Origin of the sequence: Pseudodesulfovibrio alkaliphilus, from assembly GCF_009729555.1 — a bacterium.
GTDB lineage: Bacteria > Desulfobacterota > Desulfovibrionia > Desulfovibrionales > Desulfovibrionaceae > Pseudodesulfovibrio > Pseudodesulfovibrio alkaliphilus.
This window is the reverse complement of record NZ_WODC01000004.1, coordinates 24,760-47,598: the sequence shown is the minus strand read 5'-3', so window position 1 is coordinate 47,598 and position 22,839 is coordinate 24,760. Positions and strand designations below refer to the sequence as shown.

Annotated in this window: 23 protein-coding genes; 12 read left to right on the top strand and 11 right to left on the bottom strand. The window is 64.4% G+C overall.

Annotated elements, in window-relative coordinates; translation table 11 throughout:
• Positions 1–10: 10 nt before the first annotated feature.
• Complete coding sequence (locus tag GKC30_RS07305) at positions 11–1,054, bottom strand: rod shape-determining protein (RefSeq protein ID WP_155933587.1); 1,044 nt, start codon at positions 1,052–1,054, stop codon at positions 11–13.
• A 175-nt stretch (positions 1,055–1,229) separates the two neighbouring features.
• Between GKC30_RS07305 and mnmL the strand changes: the two genes are divergently transcribed.
• Both mnmL and GKC30_RS07295 read left to right on the top strand, forming a co-directional pair.
• On the top strand, positions 1,230–2,213 hold the full coding sequence (gene mnmL / locus GKC30_RS07300) for a tRNA modification radical SAM protein MnmL/YtqA (RefSeq protein ID WP_155933585.1): 984 nt from the start codon (positions 1,230–1,232) through the stop codon (positions 2,211–2,213).
• Positions 2,210–2,677: a methylated-DNA--[protein]-cysteine S-methyltransferase gene (locus tag GKC30_RS07295; protein ID WP_155933583.1), complete on the top strand. Its 468-nt coding sequence runs from the start codon at positions 2,210–2,212 to the stop codon at positions 2,675–2,677. Before mnmL ends, GKC30_RS07295 begins: the two co-directional genes overlap by 4 nt.
• Before the next feature lie 159 nt (positions 2,678–2,836).
• Here the strand turns inward: GKC30_RS07295 and GKC30_RS07290 are convergent, their stop codons facing one another.
• The 9 genes from GKC30_RS07290 to GKC30_RS07250 all read right to left on the bottom strand — a co-directional run bounded on the left by GKC30_RS07290 (position 2,837) and on the right by GKC30_RS07250 (position 12,240).
• Positions 2,837–4,111 carry a transcription antitermination factor NusB gene (locus tag GKC30_RS07290; RefSeq protein WP_155933581.1) on the bottom strand — a complete coding sequence of 425 codons (1,275 nt, stop codon included), beginning with the start codon at positions 4,109–4,111 and terminating at the stop codon, positions 2,837–2,839.
• Positions 4,112–4,187: 76 nt separating this feature from the next.
• The gene (locus tag GKC30_RS07285) at positions 4,188–4,544 is read right to left on the bottom strand and encodes a PilZ domain-containing protein (RefSeq protein WP_155933579.1); all 357 of its coding nucleotides are present in this window, start codon (positions 4,542–4,544) and stop codon (positions 4,188–4,190) included.
• Between the two features lie 120 nt (positions 4,545–4,664).
• Positions 4,665–5,648: a class II fructose-bisphosphatase gene (gene glpX, locus GKC30_RS07280; RefSeq protein WP_155934023.1), complete on the bottom strand. Its 984-nt coding sequence runs from the start codon at positions 5,646–5,648 to the stop codon at positions 4,665–4,667.
• Complete coding sequence (gene tkt, locus GKC30_RS07275; RefSeq protein ID WP_155933577.1) at positions 5,648–7,627, bottom strand: transketolase; 1,980 nt, start codon at positions 7,625–7,627, stop codon at positions 5,648–5,650. Before tkt ends, glpX begins: the two co-directional genes overlap by 1 nt.
• Before the next feature lie 23 nt (positions 7,628–7,650).
• Entirely contained in the window at positions 7,651–8,091 is a 441-nt protein-coding gene (rpiB, locus tag GKC30_RS07270; RefSeq protein ID WP_367614021.1) for a ribose 5-phosphate isomerase B, read from the bottom strand.
• A 39-nt stretch (positions 8,092–8,130) separates the two neighbouring features.
• On the bottom strand, positions 8,131–8,445 hold the full coding sequence (locus tag GKC30_RS07265; protein WP_231117081.1) for a hypothetical protein: 315 nt from the start codon (positions 8,443–8,445) through the stop codon (positions 8,131–8,133).
• A complete protein-coding gene (locus GKC30_RS07260; RefSeq protein WP_155933575.1) occupies positions 8,445–9,377 on the bottom strand; it encodes a hypothetical protein in 933 nt (310 codons plus the stop codon). The genes GKC30_RS07265 and GKC30_RS07260 overlap by 1 nt, the downstream gene beginning before the upstream one ends.
• A complete protein-coding gene (locus tag GKC30_RS07255) occupies positions 9,374–11,125 on the bottom strand; it encodes a tetratricopeptide repeat protein (RefSeq protein WP_155933573.1) in 1,752 nt (583 codons plus the stop codon). Before GKC30_RS07255 ends, GKC30_RS07260 begins: the two co-directional genes overlap by 4 nt.
• A 14-nt stretch (positions 11,126–11,139) precedes the next feature.
• A complete protein-coding gene (locus tag GKC30_RS07250) occupies positions 11,140–12,240 on the bottom strand; it encodes a sigma-70 family RNA polymerase sigma factor (protein ID WP_155933571.1) in 1,101 nt (366 codons plus the stop codon).
• Positions 12,241–12,554: 314 nt separating this feature from the next.
• On the opposite strand from GKC30_RS07250, the gene GKC30_RS07245 reads away from it, so the two are divergent.
• From GKC30_RS07245 to GKC30_RS07200, 10 genes are all read left to right on the top strand, one after another.
• Positions 12,555–14,966 (top strand): homocysteine S-methyltransferase family protein, encoded by a 2,412-nt coding sequence (locus GKC30_RS07245; protein ID WP_367614020.1) that lies wholly within the window; start codon positions 12,555–12,557, stop codon positions 14,964–14,966.
• A gap of 104 nt (positions 14,967–15,070) precedes the next feature.
• Positions 15,071–15,559 (top strand): TlpA family protein disulfide reductase, encoded by a 489-nt coding sequence (locus GKC30_RS07240; protein ID WP_155933569.1) that lies wholly within the window; start codon positions 15,071–15,073, stop codon positions 15,557–15,559.
• A gap of 13 nt (positions 15,560–15,572) precedes the next feature.
• On the top strand, positions 15,573–16,031 hold the full coding sequence (locus tag GKC30_RS07235; protein WP_155934017.1) for an N-acetyltransferase: 459 nt from the start codon (positions 15,573–15,575) through the stop codon (positions 16,029–16,031).
• Between the two features lie 16 nt (positions 16,032–16,047).
• A complete protein-coding gene (gene hpt / locus GKC30_RS07230; protein ID WP_155933567.1) occupies positions 16,048–16,581 on the top strand; it encodes a hypoxanthine phosphoribosyltransferase in 534 nt (177 codons plus the stop codon).
• Positions 16,582–16,609: 28 nt separating this feature from the next.
• Positions 16,610–17,779 carry a DUF3426 domain-containing protein gene (locus GKC30_RS07225; protein WP_155933565.1) on the top strand — a complete coding sequence of 390 codons (1,170 nt, stop codon included), beginning with the start codon at positions 16,610–16,612 and terminating at the stop codon, positions 17,777–17,779.
• A 285-nt stretch (positions 17,780–18,064) separates the two neighbouring features.
• Positions 18,065–18,367, top strand: coding sequence for an AtpZ/AtpI family protein (locus tag GKC30_RS07220; protein ID WP_155933563.1), 303 nt, complete (start codon positions 18,065–18,067; stop codon positions 18,365–18,367).
• Positions 18,333–18,758: an ATP synthase subunit I gene (locus GKC30_RS07215; protein ID WP_155934015.1), complete on the top strand. Its 426-nt coding sequence runs from the start codon at positions 18,333–18,335 to the stop codon at positions 18,756–18,758. The genes GKC30_RS07220 and GKC30_RS07215 overlap by 35 nt, the downstream gene beginning before the upstream one ends.
• A gap of 25 nt (positions 18,759–18,783) precedes the next feature.
• Positions 18,784–19,506, top strand: a complete 723-nt coding sequence (atpB, locus tag GKC30_RS07210) for a F0F1 ATP synthase subunit A (RefSeq protein WP_155933561.1) — start codon at positions 18,784–18,786, stop codon at positions 19,504–19,506.
• Between the two features lie 75 nt (positions 19,507–19,581).
• Positions 19,582–19,890: an ATP synthase F0 subunit C gene (locus GKC30_RS07205; RefSeq protein ID WP_155933559.1), complete on the top strand. Its 309-nt coding sequence runs from the start codon at positions 19,582–19,584 to the stop codon at positions 19,888–19,890.
• 111 nt (positions 19,891–20,001) lie between these two features.
• Positions 20,002–20,634, top strand: coding sequence for a redox-sensing transcriptional repressor Rex (locus GKC30_RS07200; protein WP_155933557.1), 633 nt, complete (start codon positions 20,002–20,004; stop codon positions 20,632–20,634).
• A 144-nt stretch (positions 20,635–20,778) separates the two neighbouring features.
• Here the strand turns inward: GKC30_RS07200 and GKC30_RS07195 are convergent, their stop codons facing one another.
• The gene (locus tag GKC30_RS07195) at positions 20,779–22,680 is read right to left on the bottom strand and encodes a molybdopterin-dependent oxidoreductase (protein ID WP_155933555.1); all 1,902 of its coding nucleotides are present in this window, start codon (positions 22,678–22,680) and stop codon (positions 20,779–20,781) included.
• Positions 22,681–22,839 lie beyond the last annotated feature (159 nt).

Below are 22,839 nucleotides of genomic sequence, written 5' to 3'. Positions count from 1 at the left end.
TTCCGGTTACCTAGTCTGTGGTGATGTCCTTGTACAGGTCTATGTTGTCCAGCGCCTTGCCCGAGCCCAGCACAACGGCAGTCAGGGGGTCTTCGACCACGGTGATGGGCAGCTGCGTCTCGTGCTGAAGGAGCATGTCGAGCCCCTTGAGCAGGGCGCCGCCGCCGGTCAGGACGATGCCGCGGTCCACGATGTCCGCCGCCAGCTCCGGCGGGGTCTGCTCAAGGGCGATGCGTACCCCCTGGACAATGCCCTCCACCTGCTCGCTGATGGCCTCGCGCACCTCTTCGGCCGTGATGGGCCGGTTTTGGGGGATGCCGGTTACCAGGTCGCGCCCCTTGACCTCCATGGTCGGCTCCTCGTCGCCCAGCGGGTAGGCGGAGCCGATGTGCATCTTGATCTGTTCGGCCGTGGATTCGCCGATGAGCATGTTGTACTTGCGTTTGACGTGCTGCATGATCGCCTCGTCCATCTTGTCGCCGCCGATGCGCACACTGCGGGCGTAGACGATGCCCGAGAGGGAGATGACCGCGATCTCGGTGGTGCCGCCGCCGATGTCCACGATCATGTTGGAGGTGGGTTCTGTGATGGGCAGGTTGGCCCCGATGGCCGCGGCCATGGGCTCCTCGATGAGGTAGACCTCGCGCGCGCCCGCGGACTGGGCCGACTCGCGGACGGCCCGCTTCTCCACCTGGGTGATGCCGGTGGGGACGCAGATCATGATCCTCGGGCGAACCAGGCGGCGGCTGTTGTGGACCTTGGAGATGAAGTGCCTGAGCATGGCCTCTGTCACCTCGAAGTCGGCGATGACGCCATCCTTCATGGGCCGGATGGCCACGATGTTGCCCGGGGTGCGGCCGAGCATCTTTTTGGCCTCGGAGCCGACCGCCAGCACGGCCTTGCCGCCGCGGGAGTCTTTTTTGACCGCCACCACAGAGGGCTCGGAGAGCATCACGCCCTTGCCCTTGACATAGACCAACGTGTTGGCTGTCCCCAGGTCGATGGCGAGATCATTGGAGAAAGATCCGATAATTTTGTTGAGCAGGCTTCCCATGCAACCCCCGTTCCCTTCAAATCACAGTGTGACGTATATGCTCGGAGACACTTTCCAATGACCTGGAAGTGCGCTAGCGTCTCATTTCAGCTAGGGATTCGTACCAAATGAAATCAGCCCAGGCAATACGCTGGACCCGGCTTGGCTCTTTTTTTCTCAACTTTTTCTAAAAAGCATGAAAAGATTCCACGCCCTTTCCACTCATCTGCGCCAGCTCTTCGGAGGAAGAGTCCTCAAGATTCCTCTGGATGCCGGATTTTCCTGTCCCAATCGGGACGGAACCCTTTCCGTCGACGGCTGCGTTTTCTGCAACCCCTCGGGCTCGGGTTCGGGGCTGTTGTCCCAGGGGCTCGACATTCCGGCCCAATGGGCCTTCTGGCGTTCGGTCCATGCCCGGCGGGGCGGGGTTGAGCGGTACACGGCCTACCTGCAATCCTTTTCCAACACCCACGGCCCGGTGTCGCGGCTGGCCCGGACCCTGGACGCCCTGGCGGGGCTTCCCGGGCTGGTGGCGCTTAGCATTGGAACCCGGCCCGATTGCCTGGACTCCGACAAGCTCGATCTGCTTGCCGAGCGGCGCAAGGCTCTGGGTCTGGCCGACCTGACCCTGGAGCTTGGGTTGCAGTCGGCCGACGACGCCACTCTGGCCCACGTCGGCCGGGGGCACGATGCGGCGGCCTTTGCCGATGCGGCCCGTGCGGCTGCCGGGCGTGGGCTGACCGTGGTGGCTCACGTCATGGCCGGGCTGCCCACGCCGGGGGGGCGCGAAGGGCGCGGGCATCTGGCAGCCACAGTGGACTTCGTCAATGCCTTGCCCGTGCAGGGCATCAAGTTCCATAACGTGTATGTGGCCCGTGGCACTCGGTTGGCCCGGCTCCATGCGCAGGGCGAATACGAGCCTTTGACCCGGGACGAGTATCTCGAACAGCTGGGCCACGCCCTGGAGCGCCTCGCCCCGACCACGGTGGTCCACCGGCTCAACGCCAATCCGGCCCAGGGCGAGCTGCTAGCCCCGGCCTGGGCCGGGAACATGCGCGCCCTGCACAACGCGGTGCGCGCCCATCTGGACGCGGCCGACATCCGCCAGGGCAGGCTCTGGGGTCCGGCTGCCGGGGCGTCTGCATGGTTTTCAACGGAAAGCAAAGGAGAATTGCCATGAAGGAATGCATCGTCGCAGATCCCCTGGCCCTGTCCCTGACCTGGGAAAGCGGGCGCCTTGTCCGGCTCAACGTCCACTGGGCCACTGCCGTGGCCGAGTCGCACGTCCTCTCTGACGAGGCCAGACTGCTCAAGCAGGCGCTCTTCCGCTACGTGTCCGGCCTGGATCCCGATTGGCCCGCCCTGCCTTACGACCTCTCCGGGCTGACCGGATTCCAGAGGGCCGCCCTGGAGGTCCTGGCCCGGGTGCCTCGGGGGACCATGCGCACCTACGGCGAGCTGGCCGCCGAGATGGGAAAACCACAGGCCGCCCGGGCTGTCGGGCGGGCCATGGCCACCAATCCCTTTCCTTTGATTTATCCCTGCCACCGGGTGGTGGGGGCCTCGGGCAAGCTGACAGGCTTTTCCGGCGAGGGCGGCATCAAGCTCAAGGAACGTCTGCTTCGTCTCGAGGGGGCGCTGTAGGGGGGGGGGGGAGGAAGGAATCGTCTCCGGCCCCCCACTCCCTCCTTTCCCCAAACTTTTTGGCGGCGCTTCGCGCGGGGCCGTAAATCCGGCTTGTTGACCAGCGCCCTGGTCCCTCCGAAGGGGCGGCCGGAGGCTCCCCGATGCAGCCTGCCCGGGTCAGCCCAGGTCCACCAGAGCGCCGTAGAAGAACTCGTTGAGGGGTGAATCCGGCGGGGTGGTCCACTCGGTGTGCAGCGAGGCGCCGGGGTGGGAGGCCAGAAAGGCGCGGACCAGCCCCTGATTTTCGTCCGGGTTGAGGGTGCAGGTGACGATGGCCAGGGCACCGCCCGGCCGGACCTGGGCTGCCGCGTTGTCCAGGATGGCGGTCTGGAGCCGGACCAGATCGTCGAGGTCGCGGGGCGAGCGTTTCCACTTGGTATCCGGTCTGCGCGAGAGTACGCCAAGGCCCGAGCAGGGCAGGTCGAGGAGCACGGTGCCGGGCTGTCTCGGCGGCGTGTCCGCGACCGCGTCGGCGGCAAATGTTTCCACTTCGGGCAGTTGGCGCTTCAGGGCGGCCAGCCGTCCCCGGTGGATGTCCGAGGCCAGGACCTCGATGTTCTTTTCGCGCAGGATGCGGGTCTTGCCCCCGCGTCCGGCGCAGGCGTCCCACACCGGCCCGGGCCAGCCTGAAGGATTGAGGCCTTCGATCACCTGCCGGGCGGCAAAGGATTGTCGGGCCAGGGGCGGGTCGGGCTCATCCTCCAAGGCTGTGCCCGGCGGCAGGGCAAAGCTCATCCCCTCAATGTCCAGAACCTCGGGCAGGGCGGCCAGCTCGGCAAAGAGCTCGTCCGCTTCGGGATGGCCGAAGAGGTTGATGCCCAGGGCGGGCGGATTGAGCTGGGCCTCGAGGTAGGCCCGGGCGTCCTCCTCGCCGTAGTTCCGCCGCCACAGGTCTGTGAGCCATTGCGGGCAGGAGTACCAGCGGGTGAGAAACTCCGGTCCCGAGGCGTCCTTGCGGTAGAAATCGGGATCGTGGGCGGTTTCGCCCAGTTCGGCCACCCGGCGCAGCACGGCGTTGAACAGGCCGGATAACCTTGCGTCGGGCTTGGTTTTGGCAAATTCCACGGCCCAGTCCACGCTGGCGTAGGCTGGCACCTTGTCCAGAAACACGATTTCGTAGGCGGCCACGCCCATGGCCAGCCGCATCTTGGGCGGCAGCTTGGACGGGTCCTTGAGGAACCGGGCCAGGAGGTGTTCCACGCGGCCCTTGTGGCGCAGGTAGCCGTAGGCCGTCTCGGTGGCAAGGCCCGAGTCGCGGGGATCGGTTGGCCGTACGGTCAGGGCGGTGTCCAGGGCGGCCTGGATGTCCAGGCCGGAGAGCAGACAGCGGGAGAGGGCCTCCAGGGCGATGCGCCGCGCCGGAGGCAGGGGTTTGGGTGTTCGCGGGCTCATACCCTGTTTCTTACGCGCCGCGGTCTCGGGACGCAAGAAGGGATGTGCCTTTTGGCCGTATCGGGCGGAGGTCAGGTCAAAGCTTCTCGAAGATTTCGAGGAGTTCGTCGTCAATGGCCTCGGGGTCCGGGGCGTTGAGCTGCACCAGCCTGTGGAGAAAGGTGAAGCTCAGGTCGTCCATTTCCGTGAAGGCCATGGCCGCCTCGTCGCCCTTGGTCCGCCTGATGACGCCGTCCACCACGATGCGTACTCCGGGCGACAGGGGCAGGTGCAGTTCCACGCCTGTCCCCTCTGCGCAGTCGCCGCACCCGGTGAGTAGTGCGCCCTTGAGGCTCAGGTTTCTGGTCTGCACGGGCATGACCACGTCGCCCACGGTGACGTATGCCTCGAAACCAGCCGCCACCCGCGTGTGTTTGCGTTTGTCTTCGGACATGGCTCGCTCCTTCTTGCCTCAAGCATAGCCTAAGTTCGGGTTCGATTGAACCGGGCCGCGAAAAAAATGGCCGGGACCGTCATGGTCCCGGCCCTTGTGAGCGGTGTTGCCCATTGGCGGTTAGTCGTAATCCACGGCGCTAAAGCGCATCAGGGAGTCCCAGTTGTGCAGGGCCTCGACGTAGCGGATGGTGCCGGTCTTGCCGCGCATGACCAGGGACGAGGTCTCGGCGCCGTGGCCGTGATAGGAGACGCCCTTGAGGAAGGTGCCGCCCGAGATGCCGGTGGCGGCGAAGAAGAGGTCATCGCTCTTGACCAGATCCTTGACCGTGAGCACACGGCGCACGTCCATGCCGAAGTCGGCCAGGGCGTTCTTCTCGTCCTGCTTCTGGGGGTCGAGTTTGGCGAACATCTCGCCGCCCATGATGCGGATGGCGATGGCCGAGAGCACGCCCTCCGGAGTGCCGCCGGTTCCCATCATCACGTCCACCTCGCAACGGGGGTCGATGGCCATGAGGGAGCCGGTGATGTCTCCGTCCGTGTGCAGCTGGATGCGGGCCCCTGCCTCGCGGATTTCGCTGATGAGCTTTTTGTGGCGCGGCTTGTCCAGGACAAAGACCACCAGATCGTCCACGTCCTTGTTCAGGGCCCGGGCGATGAGCTTGAGGTTGTGGCCGGTGGGGGCCTCGATGTCCACCACATCCTTGGCGTCCGAGGGAACCACGAGTTTTTGCATGTAGTAGCTCGGGCCGGGGTCGAACATGGCGCCCGAGGGGGCCACGCCAACCACCGAGATGGCGTTGGGCCGACCATAGGCGAGGAGATTGGTCCCTTCAAGCGGGTCCACGGCGATGTCCACCTTGGGGCCTTGACCCAGGCCGAGCTTTTCGCCGTTGAAGAGCATGGGCGCATCGTCCTTGGCCCCTTCGCCGATCATGACCCGCCCGTCGATCTCCAGGGTGTTGAAACACAGGCGCATGGCGTCCACCGCAGCCCGGTCGGCGGCGATCTTGTCGCCCTTGCCGAGCCAGCGGGCGCAGGCCAGGGCAGCGGCCTCGGTCACGCGGACGAGGTCCAGGGCAAGGTTTTTCTGGGGGGCTTCCATCATGTCAACTCCTCGTATTTCTCGCGGATCATTCGGGCAAAGTTCTCGGGCGTGAAGCCGTAGTTGTCGGACAGGGTCTTTCCCGGAGCCGAGGCCCCGAAGTGGTCCAGACCAAGCACCACGCCGTCGCGCCCCACGTACTTGTGCCAAAGGCCGGTGCGACCTGCCTCGGCGGCGGCCCGGGGTGTTACCTGGGGCGGCAGTACTTCATTTTTATACGATTCGGGCTGATCGTCAAACAGTTTGGCCGAAGGCATGCTGACCACGCGCACCTTGCGCTTGAAGAGCCTTGCCGTGGCCAGGGCCAGGGAGACCTCGGAACCGGAGGCGATGATGATCAGGTCTGGCTCGCCTTCGCAATCCTGGAGCACGTAGGCGCCTCTGCGCGGGCCTTCGACAATGGACGGATACTCGGCCGGGTCGAGGACAGGCAGACCCTGGCGGGTCAGGAAGAGGCACGAGGGGTGGCGCGGCTGTTTGAGCGCGATGTCGAGACAGACGGCGGTTTCGTTGGCGTCGGCCGGGCGCAGGTCGATGAGGTCGGGGATGAGCCGAAGGGAGCTGACGTGCTCGATGGGCTGGTGGGTCGGTCCGTCCTCGCCCACCCAGAAGGAGTCGTGGGTGAAGACATAGAGCACGGGCAGGTCCTGCAGCGCAGACATGCGGATGGCGTTGCGGCAGTAATCAGAGAAGGTCAGGAAGGTGGCGCCGAAGGGGAGCAGCCCGCCGTGCAGCTGCATGCCGTTCATGATGGCGGCCATGGGGAACTCGCGCACGCCGAAGGCGAGGTTGCGCGCCTTGTGGCCGTCCACGCCGAAGTCGCCGTAGGTGGTGCGGAAGGTCATGGTCTGGTTGGACGGGTCGAGGTCCGCGCTGCCGCCCACCAGGGTGGGCAGGGAGCCGGAGACGGCGTCAAGGCATTTGCCCCATGCCTGCCGGGTGGCCATGCTCTCCCCCGGGGTGAAGGCGGGCCACTTGATGGAAAGTTCGGGCCGGGGGCGGGTCGCATGGGCCCACAGGGCGGCGAAGTCGGCGTCCTCGTCCAGCTTCGCGTCCACGCGGGTCTGCCACAGGGCCGCCTCGCTGCGCAGGCTGTCGAAGCGGGCGCGGTAGGCGTCGAGCACGTCGGCCGGGACGTGGAAAGCCTCGTCGGGCAAGCCGAGCTTCTTCTTGGTGGCCGCGATCTCGTCGGCCTTGAGCGGTTCGCCATGGGTCTTGTGGCTGCCTTCCAGGGTGGCGCATCCCTTGGCCATGACCGTGTGGCCGATGATCAGGGTGGGCTTGTCGGCCTCGTCCCGCGCCGCGTTGAGGGCTGCGCGGATGGCCTCGTGGTCGTGGCCGTCCACCTCGATGACCTGCCAGCACAGGCCCTCGAAGACCTTTTTGTGATCAGTGCAGTCCGCCTTGCAGGTGGGGCCGGCCAGTTGGATCTTGTTGGAGTCGTAAAACACCACGAGCTTGCCCAGGTTCCACAGGCCGGCCAGGGCGGCCGCGCCCAGGGCTATCGGCTCCTGGAGATCGCCGTCCGAGGCCAGGGCATAGGTGAAGTGGTTCATGGCCTCCTCGCCCAGGCGGGCGCGCAGGTGCGCCTCGGCCGCGGCAAAGCCCACGGACATGGCAAAGCCCTGGCCCAGAGGGCCGGTGGTGGCCTCCACGCCCGGAGTCAGGTGAACCTCGGGATGGCCCGGGGTCAGCGAGCCGAGCTGGCGGAAGTTCTTGATGTCGTCCATGGAAATGAAGCCGTTGAGATGGAGCAGTCCGTAGAGAAGCATGGACTCATGCCCGGCCGAGAGGATGAAGCGGTCGCGGTTGAACCAGCTCGGGTCGTCGGGATTGAACCGGAGAAATTCCGAGAAGAGGATGGTGGCAAAGTCGGCCGAGGACATGGCCCCGCCGGGATGGCCGGAATTGGCCTTGGCAACGCCGTCCATGATCAACCCCTTGACCACGGCGACGGTCTTGTCCGTCATGTTCTGCATGGTGGAACCCTTCTTGACAGGTGTTATTCGGAGGTGGCGTCCATGAGGTCGATGCGCCGCTGGTGCCGCCCGCCCCCGAACCCGGTTTCCAGAAACGTCTTGAGGATGGCCAGGGCCAGCCCCTGGCCGGTGACGCGTTCCCCCAGGCAGAGGACGCGGGCGTCGTTGTGCTCGCGTGCCATGCGCGCGAGAAATTCGTTGGTGCACAGGGCAGCGCGAACACCCAGCCGGTTGGCCGCCATGGTCATGCCCTGGCCCGTGCCGCAGATGAGGACGCCCAATGCGTCCTTATCCGCCTTGATCCGCTCCGCCACCCTGGCGGCGAAGACGGGATAGTCGCAGGAGTCGGCGCAGTCCGGTCCCTGGTCTTCGACCGGGTGTCCCCATGCGGCCAGGGCCTCGATCAACGCCTGTTTGAGGGCGAACCCCCCGTGGTCCGATCCGATGACGATGGTTTTCTTCACCGTGAAAATCTCCCTTGGATGTCGGCTGATGCCGTGGGCTCAGTCGCCCTCGCCGCGCAGCGGACGCATCCGGGTCTCGCGGTCCTGGGCCAGTTCGGCCTTGAGGGTTTCGATTTCCTCCTTGAGAAAACCGATCTGCCCGAGGCATTGATCCTTTTCTTCCTTGCGACCCCTGGGTTGCTCGGCGATGCGTCCAAGGGCGGCATATTCCCGTTCCAGTTCTTTTTCAAGCCTGCCGATCTCGAACCGGCCGAGCACCGAGCGCGTCAGCCAGCCCATTTCCGCCACCCAGGTCTTCAGCCCGAGCAGGAAGACATCCAGTACCGATTCGTCCTTGTTCACGCTGTTCATCATCAGTCCTCGTGTGTCGCGGGCGTTCCCGGTTCCTGCGGCGCGGCCGCTCCGTCGAGCCGATATACCCGGGTGCCTTCCGGCAGTTCGAGCCCGGTGGCTCTGGGAGGCCAGGGTGCAACCTTAAACTCTCGCGCCGTGATGCGCAAGACGCCTGCCTCGCCGTCGTCCATGGCCAGGGTCAGCCGTCCCGGAAGGGGCGGTCGCGAGGCAACTTTCTCATAGGTATTGATCTCCAGCCGCCAGAACCGCCGCAACGGGCCGCCGGTTTGCCGAGCCTCTGCGCTCCCTTCGTCCGGCGCAGCTGCCACCGTGCCTTCGATGAGCACGGGCCTGCCTGCCCGGTCCAGGCCGATGCGGCGGACATCGGTGGTTCCGGCCTGTCCGTCGGCGTGCGCCAGGCGGTGGGTCACCGCATAGGTGAAGCCGTTGTTTCCGGGTTCGGCCTGTTCGTATGTCTCGGGCACCAGTCCGGCAAAGTCGCCCGCGCAGACACGGGCCAGCTGAGCCAGGGAAAAGGGAAAGGGCATGCCCAGGCGCGTGGCACCCAGCACCGGGTCGGCGTGGGTGTAGGCGGTCTTCTGCTCGGGGTGGAAGATGGTCAGACCGTCACCGTCTTCGCGGATGTGGGCCAGGGAGGTGCCGATGCCTGCGGATACATCCAGGCGCATGGGGCCGTGGAAATCGCCCCACATGGTGAACTGGGTTCGGTTGGTGCGCCGGGCGGGCAGGACGCGGGTGTAGTAGAGCGAACCTTTGGCCAGCATGGCGGGTCGGGCGGGCGGGGCGCAGGAGTCGCGGCGCATCGCTGCCCAGGCTGCGGCGGGGTCGGTGGGCTCGGGCAGCCGGGCCATGCGCGGGGCGCAGCCCAAAGTCGCCCCGGTGACCACGAGCAGGGCCAGGGCCACGAAAAGGGGGAGGCGCTGCGGCGTCATAGGCCCTGCAACTTCTTTCTGACCGCTTCCGGGTGGGGGGAGCCGAGCCTGATGGCGTTGCGGTATCCCTTGCGGGCCTCGGCCTTTTTGCCCATGGCCCTGGCTATGTCGCCGTAATGCTCCCAGATGACCGGGTCGCTGTCCACCATGTCCACGGCGTAGCCGATGTTTTCCCATGCCTTGGCGTGGTCGCCCATCTTGAAGTGGACCCAGGCCACGGAGTCGAGGATATAGCCGTTTTCAGGATCAAGGAGCGATGCCTTTTCGACCAGGACCAGGGCGCGATCGAGGTCGCGCCCCTCCTCGGCCAGGGTGTAGCCCACGAAGTTGAGGGCATTGCTGTTGTCCGGGTGCTCGCGCAGGACGCCCTCCATCAGGGCCAGCCCCTCTGCGCGGCGGCCTTGCACCTCGTAGAGCATGGCCAGCTCGTAGGACAGCTCGGGGTCCCCCTTGAGCCGTGCGATGCCCTGGCGCAACACGTTCTCGGCCCCGTCGGCGTCGCCGCCGTTCTTGAGCAGCGCGGATTCGAGGATATAGAATATGGTCAGGTCCGGAAAGTCCTGCTTGCCCCGGCGGGCCGTGACCAGGGCCTCGGCCTCGTTGCCCATGGCGTTCTGGAGCTGGGCCTTGAAGCGCAGGGCGTGGGGATAGAGCCGGTCGTCCCGGCCCACCCTGCCGAGGAAGGTCAGGGCCTTGGCCGGATCGCCCTCGCCGTCGTTGGCGATGACGGCCTTGTAGAAGTAGTATTCCGCGGGAACCTCGCCGTCGGAGGTGAGCCGGTCCAGGGCGGTGGAGCCCTGGGCGTAAAACCCGTCGTTGATGAACAGGAGCACGGCGTCGAGGATGAAAGCCTTGCTGGCCGGGCCGTCAAGGGTCATGGCCAGGGCGCGCGAGGGGTTGTTGAGCTTGAGGTTGAGGCCGATGACCCGCAGCCGGGCTTCGGGATATTGCTCGCCGCGCTCCAGGATGCGGACATAGGTTTTTTCGGCGGACACATAGTCCCTGGCAAGCTCGTACTGGTAGGCCAGTTCGACCAGGGCTTCGGTGAAGGTGTCGTCCATGGCCGCAGCCTTGGTCAGGCTGGCGATGGCCGCCTTGCGCATGCCCAGGGCGCCCTGGGCGCGGCCCATGGCAAAGAGGGCGTCTGGCGAGCGCCGGTCGGCCGGGATTTTCTTGAGGGCGTCCAGGGCCTGGGCCTCGCGGCCTGAATCCAGCAGCATCTGGCCGAGGCGCTCCCTGGCCTGATGGTCGTCGGCCTTTCTTGAAAGATAATCCTCCATGACCTCCACGGCATCGTCCACCCGGTCGTCCATGACATAGGTGTTGGCGAGGTAGATGGTCAGGAGCTGGTCGTCGGGGAATTTTTCCAGCCCGTCCTTCAGGGTCTGGCGGGACCGCGCCGTGCCTGCCGGATCGTTCCAGGTGAATCCGGCCTTTTCGAGAAAGAGCTGGGGCGCGGGCGCTTCCACAAGAAGACGGTCCAGGGCGGCTTCGGCCCTGGCCGCGATCTCGGCCACCTCCTTGTCGGAGAGGGGGCTGCGCACGCCTTCGGCCATGTGCCGCTGCAGTCGCTGCAACTGGTCCTGGTAGACCAGGAAGTCGTAACTCAGCCGGGCCTCAGGGGTCAGTGGCCGCGCCTGGGAGGTCGGCACCGGCCCGCCGCGAGCCGCGCAGGCCGAAAGCCCTGTCAGCGACAGGATGAGCAGGATCAGCGGCAGCAGCGGGCCATGGCGGTGTATGCGTTTCATGCGATCGTCCGTGGTTAGTCGTGTTCGAGCACCCAGTCTTTGGAAAACCCTTTGATCTTCTCTGTCATGTGCTCGCGTATCTTGGCGATGAGCCGGGCTTCGATCTGGCGTACGCGCTCGCGGGTGACATCGAACCGCTCGCCGATCTCGCGCAGGGTCACAGGGTCGTCGGAGAGCAGCCGTTCGTCGAGGATGGCCAGCTCCTTGTCGTTGAGCGTGGGCCGGATGGCCTTGAGATTTTCCAGGAGCAGGTCCACGATCTGGTCGCTGGCCAGAGATTCCTCAATACCCGGGCCCAGCGACGGCAGAAAGTCCATTCGCGTGGCGTCGGAGTCCTCTCCCAGCGGGGTGTTGAGGGACATGTCGTTCCTGGACAGGCGCTGGTCCATCTCGTCGATTTCGGCCTCGCTGACCCCGAGGCTCTTGCTCAACGCCTCGGTGGTGGGGTCAAAGCCCATGGCCAGGAGGCGCTGCCGTTCCTTGTTCAGGTTGTAAAAGAGCTTGCGCTGGGTCTGGGTGGTGCCCACCTTGACCATGCGCCAGTTGTCCATGATGTACTTGAGTATATACGCCTTGATCCAGAAGGCCGCGTAGTAGGAAAACTTGATGCCCTTTTCCGGGTCGAAGCGGGTCACGGCCTTGAGCAGGCCGACGTTGCCCTCCTGGATCAGATCCAGGGCGTTCTGCATCCAGCGGCGCTGGAAGTCCATGGCGATCTTGACCACCAGCCGCAAGTGGGAGGAGACGAGCTTGAAGGCCGCGTCCTGATCGTTTTCGTCCTGAACCCGCTTGGCCAGGGCGTATTCCTCCTCGGGATCAAGCAGGGGAAAGCGCGCTATCTCCCGAAGATAAAGCTGGAGCGGGTCGCGGACCCGGACCTCCTTGGAAGATGCGGTCACAAAGGCGGGCAGCCGCGACTCGGGCGGGTCGAGCCGGGCGGGCAGCGAAGAGTCGCCCCCAAAACTGCTGTCCAGATCGGCGTCCGTCAGATCCGGCTCGTCGTCCGGGGAGAGGGCTTCGTCGATGTCGAGCTCTTCGTCCTCCGTATCGGTCGTCAGGAGTTCGGCATCGACGGGTTCGACGGCGGGGGTGGATGTGTTGCGTGAGGCTGTCATGGTCGTATGCGGCGGGCGTCGGCAGCCCGGTTCAATACTGATATATAAAGAATGGAAAAAAGGACAATATAGTTTTTGTTTGTCCTTTTCAATGATTTTCGCTACCTCGGGGCAGGCCGAACCCTGACCCGTCAAAGGCTTCCCACTGCCGCGCACTGCGGGAAAAGACTTGCCATCGGTTGGGAGTGCGGATACATCTGGATATCTTGATATATAAATACGACGGCAATGCCGCTCGCCCTGGCCGGGGCTGCGGCCAAAGAGCGGCCCGCCAGGGATGAATACGGGGCCGTGCGCAAGACCGGGAGGGATCTGTGCCCGATTTCAGAGCCATTCTGCGCGATGACAGGATATACTTCTTTGACGGCGGATACGGCACCCTGCTCCAGAGCCGGGGGCTGCCTGCCGGACTTTCGCCCGAGCTTTGGGGGCTGAAGGCGCCGGAGGTCATCCGGGGCGTACATCGGGACTACCTCGAGGCCGGGGCCGATGTGCTGACCACCAACACCTTTGGCGGCTCCCGGCCCAAGCTGGGACTCGACGCCGACCCCTACCAGCTGAACCGGGCCATGACCCGCATCGCCCGGGAGGTGGCCGGAGACCGCGCCTTTGTGGCCGCCTCCATCGGCCCCACCGGCCATTTTGTCGAACCGCTGGGCGAACTGACCTTCCGCGAGCTGGTGGAGATCTTTCGCGAGCAGATCCGGGGCTGCGTGGACGGCGGCGCGGACCTGATTCTGGGCGAGACCCATTTCGATCTGGCCGAGGCCCGGGCCGTGGTTGTGGCCGCCCGGCTGGAGTGCCGGCTTCCGGTGGCCATGTCCATGACCTTTGAGGGCGACGCCAGCCTGACAGGCACCTCGCCCCTGACCTTTGTGGACACCATGCAGAACATGGGCGTGGAGCTTATCGGCACCAACTGTTCGGCCGGGCCGGAGCGCATGGTCGACACCCTGGCCGCCTGGGCGCCCCGCCTGGCCACCCCGAGTTTTGCCGAGGCCAATGCGGGCCTGCCCGAGCTGGACGACGCGGGCAACACCGTGTTTCGTCTCGCCCCAGAGCCGTTTGCCGAACAGGCGGCCCGGTTCGCGGACATGGGTGCCAAGTTCCTGGGCGGCTGCTGCGGCACCACGCCCGAGCACATCCGCGCCCTGCGGGCCAGGGTGGGGGACAGGAGCTGGAAGCGACCCGAGCCGACCGACGACGCCCGGATGGTGCTCACCTCGCGCTCGGTTTCGGTGCCCATCGGTTTTTCCCATCCGGGCGTGATCATCGGCGAGCGCATCAATCCCACGGGCAAGGCGCAGCTCACCGCCGAGTTGCAGGAGGGAATCCACACCGAGGCCGTGCGCTTTGCGGCCGAGCAGATCGAGCTGGGGGCTCCGGTTCTCGATGTCAATGTGGGCGCCCCCATGGTGGACGAGAAAACCCTGCTTCCCGGTCTGATCAAAACCCTCATCGGCCGGTTCACCGCGCCCCTGTCCATCGACTCCAACGATTCGGCGGCCGTGGAGGCCGGGCTTTGGGTTTATCCCGGCTCCCCTTTGGTCAACTCCATCTCCGGCGAGCCGGGAAAGATGGAAGCCCTCGGTCCCCTGTGCAAGCTCTTTGGTGCACCGTTCATCCTGCTGCCCATCGTGGGGCGCAAGCTCCCGGTTACGGCCGGGGAGCGGCTGGCGGTCATCGAGGACCTGCTGGTGGAAGCCGAGGGCCTGGGCATCCCCCGGCGGCTGATCATGGTGGACGCCCTGGCCCTGACCGTGTCCTCCAAGCCCGAGGCTGCGCGGCATTCGCTGGAGGTCATGCGCCGCTGCCGCGACGACTGGGGCCTGCCCACCACCATCGGGCTGTCCAATATTTCCTTTGGCCTGCCCGCCCGCGAGCTGCTCAACTCCACCTTCCTGTCCCTGTCCATGGCTTCGGGATTGTGCTCGTTCATCTCCAACCCCAATTCGGCCCGCATCCAGGAGACCCTGCACGCCGCCGAGGTGCTGCTCGACCGCGATCCCCAGGCCGCCCGGTACATTGGCCGCTTTTCCGAATGGACCGATGGCGGGGGCGGGGCCGCCGCGCCCGTGGCGGACTCGGGCCCGCAGACGCCGGATCTGCCTCCGGTGCAGGCAGCGGTGGTCAAGGGCGATCGCGACGGGGTGGTCGCCTTGGTGGAGGTCGAGCTGGGCCGGGGCATGGCGGCCATGAGCATTGTCAACGATCTGCTCATCCCCGGCATTCTGGCCGTGGGCGAAAAATACGAGCGCAAGGAATACTTCCTGCCCCAGCTGCTTCAATCTGCCGAGACCATGCAGACCGCCTTCGGCCGACTCCGGCCGCTGCTGGAGGCCGAGGGTGGGGGAGGGCGTAAGCCGGTGGTGGTCATGGCCACAGTGGAGGGCGACATCCATGACATCGGCAAGAACATCGTTTGCTTGATGCTCAGGAACCACGGGTTCGAGGTGGTGGACCTGGGCAAGGACGTGGCTGCGGAGCGCATCGTGGACGCGGCCCAGGAGCACGGTGCGGCCATCATCGGCCTCTCGGCCCTGATGACCACCACCATGGTCCGCATGGAGGACACGGTGAAGATGGTGCGCGAGCGCGGGCTGGACATCCGGGTGATCATCGGCGGGGCCGTGGTCACCGAAAAATTCTGCACGGCCATCGGGGCGGACGGCTGGTCCACCGATGCGGTGCGGGCGGTGAAGCTGGCCCAAAGCCTTGTCGCATAGCCCTTGGGGCGCCGGGTTTCGCGGACGGGGGGACAGGCCTCGTCCGCGCTTTTATTTGCCAATCAACTCTGCTAGGGTGGCCGCACACGACCACGAGGTGACATATGAGCAAGTTAGGGCGGTTCGCCGCCATGATCGTATTGGGCTTTTCGCTGTTGGCCTGTTCCGGCGGCGCGGAAGGGGAGCCTTCGGCCGCAAGGGGGATTGCGCCCCTTGATTCCGCGGGACTTGACGCCCTGCTGGCCGACAATCCGGGCAAGCCGTCGGTGCTGTTCTTCTGGACCACGTGGTGTCCGTCGTGCAAGCAGCAGATTGGCGAGATGGAGCGGTTCCACGCCTCTCGCAGCGCGGATGTCACCATCCTCAGCGTGTCGCTGGACGAGAGCGAGCCTGCCCTTCGCGCCTTTTTCGAGGACAAGTCCACGACGCTGCCCGTGTACCATGGCGACGAGAGCCTGGCGGCCCGTTTCGAGGTGGAGGCCATCCCCACCCTGGTGGTGTTCGACGCCGGGGGCAGGCAGATATTCTCGCGGGCCGGGGTCTTCCCCCTGCCCATGCTCGAAGCGCTGGCGGATCAGCTGGCCGCCCGGTGACGCCGTGTCGCGCATGATCCGCAAGGCCCGCATCCAGGATGTCAAGGCAATCCATTCCCTGCTCATGCACCGCGAGGAGCATGACGGGCTGGTGCTGCCCCGTTCCTTCAGCCAGCTCTATTCCCATCTGCGCGACTTTTTCGTGGCTGTGGACGATCAGGGCGCGGTCATCGGCTGCTGCGCACTCAACATCATCTGGGAGAATCTGGCTGAAATCCGCTCCCTGGTGGTGGTATCCGGGCATCGGGGCAAGCGGTTGGGCCGCAAGCTGGTGGAGGCCTGCCTGAGCGAGGCCGTGACCCTGGGGATATTCAAGGTCTATACCCTCACCGAGCAGACCGGGTTCTTCGCCCATCTCGAATTCGTGCAGGAGGACATGGACGCGCTCAACCAGAAGGTGTTCGCCGACTGCCTCAACTGCCCGCGCTTTCCCGATCATTGCAACGAAGTGGCCATGGTCATGGTTCTTTAACCCCCCCTCAGGAAACATGGGACATAAACTGACACCATTCATCACCGCCGACCAGCTGGCCGCCCGCGTGGAAGAGCTGGGCAGGGAGGTCGCCGCCAGCTACCGGGGCTCTGGCCCGCTGGTCTGCGTCTGTGTGCTCAAGGGCGCGTTTCTCTTCTTCTCGGACCTGATCCGCCGCATTGACCGGGAGATAGAAGTGGACTTCGTCCGTCTGGCCAGCTACGGGACGGCCGTGTCGCGTGGGGAGGACATCGTCTTTTCCAAGGACCTCGAAATCTCCATCGAGGGCAAGGACGTGCTTGTCATCGAGGATATCGTGGACACCGGCCACTCCATGGATTTCCTGCTTCATGTTTTGCGCAGACGCAATCCGAAGAGTTTGAAAATATGTGCGCTTATTGATAAGCATGAGCGGCGGGAAAAAAAAGTGACCGTTGATTTCTCAGGGTTCAGGCTTGGCGAGGGGTTCATCGTGGGCTATGGCCTCGACTATGCCGAGCGCTACCGGGAGTTGGACGGAATTTACGAGTTGTCCACGGATAACGGATAGTTAACACGGCCCCATTGGAGACATAACCATGATCGTCACCTGCCCGAACTGCCAGACCCGGTACAACCTTCCCGATGAGAAGGTCCCGGCCAAAGGCGCCAAGGTCAAGTGCTCCAAGTGCACCCATGTTTTCAAGACGCCGCCGCCCCAGGCCATGCCCGAGGACGAGGTGGAGAGCCTTTTCGAGCAGGAGTCCGCAAGCACGGACACCCGGGCCGGGGAGCGGTTTGACGAGACCTTCGACGAAGTGGCATCGGCCAGCGCGGCCGAGCCGAAAGGCGCACCCCCGGCAGACGTGGACGCCGGGTTTCCTGAGGCTCCCGAGGAGCCGGGGGCCGGAGACGACGAGATGCCGGGCATGGACGACCTCTTTGATGACGAGGACGAAACCCCGGACGGAGAGGGCCTCTTTGACGACGATGAGGCCGAAAGCGAATCGTTGGACGACCGGGGCCACGAAGCCTCTGGCGAAGCGGCGGACGATCTTTTTGAAGAAACCGGGTCCGAACCCGATGACGACCTCTTCGCAGGCGACGAAGAAGACGGCGAGGACCAGGAGGAGGACGAGGACGACGTTGCGGGATTCGGCCTGGACGACGAGCCCGCACGCAAGGGCAGCCGCTCCCTTGGCTGCCTGATAGTGATCCTTGTCCTGGCGCTCGGCCTTGGCGCGGCCGTGTATTTCAAGGCGTGGACCCTGCTCGGCGTCGACCCGGCCGCCTATTTCCAGAACGTCCCCTACCTGGGCAGGTTGTTCATGGAGCCTGTGGGCGACAGGGATGCGGCCCCGGGAGAATCCCCGGCCGACAGGGTGCGCCGCATTGAGCTGAAGAACGTCAAGCAGTATTATGTGGCCAACGAGAAGACCGGCAACCTCTTCGTGGTCGAGGGCAAGGCGGTCAACGTCTTTTCCACGCCCAAGGAGCGCATCCGCGTCGAGGTTGTCCTCTACGATGAGGCGGGCACGGTGCTCGCCTCCCAGGCGCTGCTTTGCGGCAACGTGCTCTCCCAGTTCCAGTTGCAGGTGCAGACCCAAAAGGAGATCGAGGACGGCCTGGCCAGCGAGGTGGGCATCCTCTCCAACAACACCTTCATCCGGCCCGGTTCGTCCACGCCGTTTATGGCGGTGTTTTTCCAGCCGCCGCCCAACGTCAAGGAGTTCCTGGTCAAGGTGGTTGACGTGGGCGACCCGAGTTGATCCCGGCCAGACGCCACGGACTGGACAACGGGGCCGGACTGACGGCGCGGCCGCGGCTGCACCTCCAGCCAGGCCGCGTTCGTGTCGACCCTGGCCTGAACGCAGGGTTTTCCAGCCGCGGACAGGGGCTTTTTCCAACGAAAAAAGGAGCCGTTTTCCAGAAAAACGCATTGACGGGAATTGACCGGCTGTGCTACTTCTCCTCCACTTGTGAAGGATTGCACGAATGGCCTGCTCCGGTCGGGCGGGGGTTTGCCGCGACGGTGGGGGCTACAGGACGCAAAGATGTTCTTTTCTAAAGACGGTCGCTGGACAAATCTCGTGCAGGTCGGGGGAACCGCCAGCACGATGGGCCTTCACATCGTTTCCGCCACCGTTGTCGGCCTCGCCATAGGGTATTTCCTGGACGACATCTTCGGCACCAAGCCCTGGTTGATCATGATCTTCTTTGTTTTCGGGGTCATGGCCGGGTTCAAGATGGTGATCGAAGACTTCAGGAAACTGCAGCGACGGGAAGAGGCCAGGAAATCGGGTTCTTTGAAACATAATGGAGATGAAGGTGCTGGAGATGATCAATCAGCGGGTTGAGCGGCTGCTCGTCAAGAGCGGTTTTGATCGGCCCGATGTGCGTATCCTCGTCCGCAACCAGATATACGTTTCGCTGGGGACCTCTCTAGTGATCGTGCTGGTGACACTTGCATCCCGGTGGTCTCTCGCCTTTGCGGCCGGGGCGGTACTCGCCCTTGTCAACTTCTGGGCGCTTGCCCGCGTCGTCGAGATGTTGATTCGGACGCAGGAGGGGGGACCGCAAAAAATGTTTGTCATATTCGTGGTGAAGATGACTCTGAGCGGGCTGGCCTTGTATTGGCTGATCGGAGTCGAACGTGTTCCCCATTGGGGGCTGATTACGGGTCTGGGAACGGTGGTGATCAACGTCGCCGCGACCGGCCTGTCTCAGGTGGGGCGGAAAAGGGCCTAGGCTGTTTTTTTAAGGAGGCTTGGATATGGGTTTCTCAGGCGGATTACCGCATCCTCTGTTGTACATGGACATGCTCAAGAGCATCGGCCACTGGGGCGCCAGCGTCGAGGCGGCGCTTGGCGTGGAGAGCATCAACCATGTGCTCTACATGTGGCTGTGCATGGGCATTCTCTTCGCCCTGGGCATGATTGTCCGCGGCCGCTTGCAGCTTGTTCCCGGCGGCTTGCAGAATGTTTTCGAGACCATCATCGGCGGTCTTGAGAATTTCGTTGTTTCCAACCTCGGCCAGCAGGGACGGCAGTTCATGCCGCTTCTGTGCACCATCTTCCTGTTCATCCTGGTCATGAACTGGATAGGGCTTGTGCCTGGCTGCGACGCACCCACCGCCAACATCAACACCCCGGCCGCCATGGCCATCATCGTGTTCGTGTTCTATCAGGCCGTGGGCATCAAGAAGTGGGGATTTGGCTACATCAAGCACTTTATGGGCCCGGTCAGCTTCCTGGCCCCGCTCATGCTCATCCTGGAGCCCATCTCTCATATGGCCCGGCCGCTGAGCCTGACCCTTCGTCTCTTCGGCAACATCCGCGGCGAGGAGATCGTGCTCATCCTGATGTTCTTCCTGGCTCCGCTGCTGGGCTCGCTGCCCATGTACCTGCTCTTCCTGCTGGCGAAGAGCATCCAGGCGTTCATCTTCTTCATGCTGACCATGCTCTATTTGCAGGGTGCCGTGGAGCACGCGCACTAGGCGGGCAAGGCTGAATTTGGGGAAATGGTCCTCGGACCAAAACTATATTACACGATTCCACTTGGAGGATTCACAATGAAGATCACGAAAGTTCTGTTCACCACCCTGGCCATGCTTCTGGTTGCCTCTGTCGCCTTCGCTGCTGACGGCGATGCCGCGGTGCTCTCCGCCAAGGCATACGCCACCGCCATCGGCATGGGCATCGCCGCCGGTCTGTGCGGCATCGGCCAGGGCATGGGCGTCAAGGGCGCCTGCGAAGGCATCGCCCGCAACCCCGAGGCCGCCGGCCAGCTCTCCACCACCCTGATCCTGGGTCTGGCCTTCATCGAGTCCCTGGCCATTTACGCCCTGGTCGTCAACCTGATCCTGCTCTTCGTCGTCTAGTTCGACAGACTGCGACTCCAAGGGAGGCTTCGGCCTCCCTTTTTTAAGCATCCGACATGTTCCAAAATTCACATGGCCGGAGGCTTCTGACTTTGAAAGAGACGTTATTCAATGAAAAGTGAACATATCCCTAAGGCGACCATCGGGCGTCTGGCTGTTTACATCCAGGTGCTCGAGAATCTGCTGAGGGACGGCAACGAGGTCATCTCGTCAGAGAAGCTGGCCCGGGCCTGTTCGGTCAACTCGTCGCAGATACGTAAGGACCTGGCTTATTTCGGCGAGTTTGGCGTACGCGGGGTCGGGTACTACGTCCAGGAACTCATCACCTCCATCAAGCAGTCGCTGGGCATCGACCGGGTCTGGAAATGCGCCCTGATCGGGGTAGGCAACATGGGCATTGCCCTGCTGCGCCACCATGATTTCGAGCGGCGCGGTTTCCACATCGCCGCTGCCTTTGACTGCGATCCTGACAAGATAGGTCGTGAATTCGAGGATCTCGAGATCGTCTGTCCCACCCATCTGGTGGAACAGGCGCCAGAGCTGGGCCTTGAGATCGGCATTATCACCACACCGCCAGATCGCGCCCAGCGGGCCGCCAATCATCTGGTGGACGCCAACATCCGCGGCATTATCAACTTCGCCCCGGCGCGCATTAATGTGCCGCCGCATATCCCTGTGGAATATGTGGACTTCTTTGACCACCTCTACTCCATAGCCTTTCAGATCACCCTGGGAAACGATTGAGCGCACACCCTTTGCGCGAACGTCCCGGACCTCAGGATTGGCCGGGTCTGGCCGTGTGGGGATCTCCCTGAAGGCGGACCGTGTCGGCGTTCAGGCAATTCCGGGGCTGGCCGTCAGGATGCCGAGGTGTCTCGACTGAGGCGCTCAGCGGTTTTCCAGGCGGCAGGGTTGGCTGTAGTAGGCGCATCCCTCGCCCATGTCGGTCATGCGTGGCTCGATGATGACGTTGGCGTTGTGGCCGTATTTCATCCACCCGCCCCGGCGCATGATCACCGTGTCCGGGTGCAGCCCCGGGGCGATCTGTACCTCGACACGCATGGTCCCGGCCGGGGTGACGAGGTAGGCGTCCCGAGCCGGGTCCAGGGCGGCGAAGGCGGGACAGTCCTTGGCGATCCAGACAGTGGGAAACCCGGCCTGATCGGCTTCGGGGATCTGGGAATGTAGCGATTCCCCGCGCACCAGGGTCAGCAGTTGCAGCGGGTGGTCCTGGTCGCGCCGGGGTTCGGGCGAGAGGTGTTCCGGGAAGCGGTAGAGCCCGTCGGGATGGGCAAAGACCATGCCCGAAAAAGCCACGCGGGGATGCCCCACCTTGACGAATCCGTGCTCGCGCAGTTCATCAAGGGCGATGCCGGACTGTTTCAGTCCCTCGGTCAGGCAGGTTTCCGCGTCGGGAAGGATGATCGGTTCTGCGAGGCGTGAGCCGAGCTCGGTCACGATGTCGAAGTCGGGGCGGCAGAGGCCCCGCGGCGGCACGGCCGCGGCACAGTGATTGACGCAGTTGTGGACAAAGGAGCCGAGCACGTCCTCGCGTTCGAACATGAAGGCGGGCGGCAGGATGACATCGGCAAGCATGGCCGTGTCGTGCATGAAGCCGTCAACCACCACCACAAAGGGCCTTTGCATCGCCTCGGCCGCGGCCAGACAGTCCGGCACCTGATTGACCACGTTGTGGCCGTCGATCCAGACGAAATCCACGGGGGGATCGGCCCGGCGCAGCTCCGCGCCCAGGTCGTTGAGGAGCAGTGCGCGTCGGGTTTTACAGGGATGGCCGCCTTGGACCAAGTGCGTCCAGGTGCCGAGGTTGCGGCCCGAAGAGATGTTGTAGTAAGCCCCGCCGCCGCTGATGCCCACATTGCCCGAGAGCATGGCAACGGCATTGATGAAGCGGACGTTCTCGCCGCCAAAGACGTGGCGCTGCAAGCCCCATCCCAGCAGGGTGGCCACGTTGCCTGGGTCGGCGTACCAGTCGTAGACCGTTTCGGCGTCCTGGGCCGTCACATCGCAGGCCCGGCAGAGGTCGTGGAATGTGCGGCCATCTATGAGGCCGCGCAGGGCGGGCCAGTTGGCCGTACGGGTCAGCACCCACGGATTGAGGTCGCCCGCTTCAAGGAAAAGCTTGATCACTGCCGCGGCCAGGAAGCGGTCCGTGCCGGGGCGCACGCGGATGGTCATGTCCGAGAATTCAGCCGCGCCGTCGCCGCCGGGCGAGATGGTCAACACCTCAGTGCCCTGTTTGCGGGCGCGGGCCGTCAGTGCCTGCTGATGGACCGAGCAGCGGGACAGGTCCCGGCCCCAGTTGACAATGCGGCTGGCGCACAGAATGTCCTCTGGGTCGTTGTGGTCAAGGGCTCCGAAATCCATGATGGAGGCGGTGATGCCGGTGTTGTCGCAGAGTGCGCCCCGGGTTGTGGAGGCGCCAAGGGCTTGAAACAGGATGGAGCTGGCCTTGGCCAGGACGCCCCGGTAGCCGTGCCCGTGGATGTGCAGGATGGTCTCCGGGTGCTGTCGGGCGGCGTCGAGTCGCCGGGCGATCAGCCCCATGGCCTCGTCCCACGTCGCTTCAACGAACCGGCCGTTGATTTTGGTCAGCGGTGTGGTGATGCGCTCATCCGCGTCGAGGCGTTCGAAGTAGCGGCCACCCTTCTTGCAGCAGAATCCTTTGGTGAAGGGGTGCTTGGGGTTGCCCCGGACGGTCCTGGCGTCAGGGTCCACCAGCAGCGAGCAGGCGTCGCCGCAGTCCATGGTGCAGGCGGTGATGATGGGCATGGGTTCCTCCAACCCGGAGAGTGGTGAAGTTTGTCGGCCAGGTCAAATCCAAAATGGCGAAGAGGGCATCGGTTCCCGTCAGGGGGCCGGGCTGCGGGCAGCCTTCTTTTTTGACAATCCGGGCCGGATAGACTAACCAAATTCGTTTCCTGCCACATG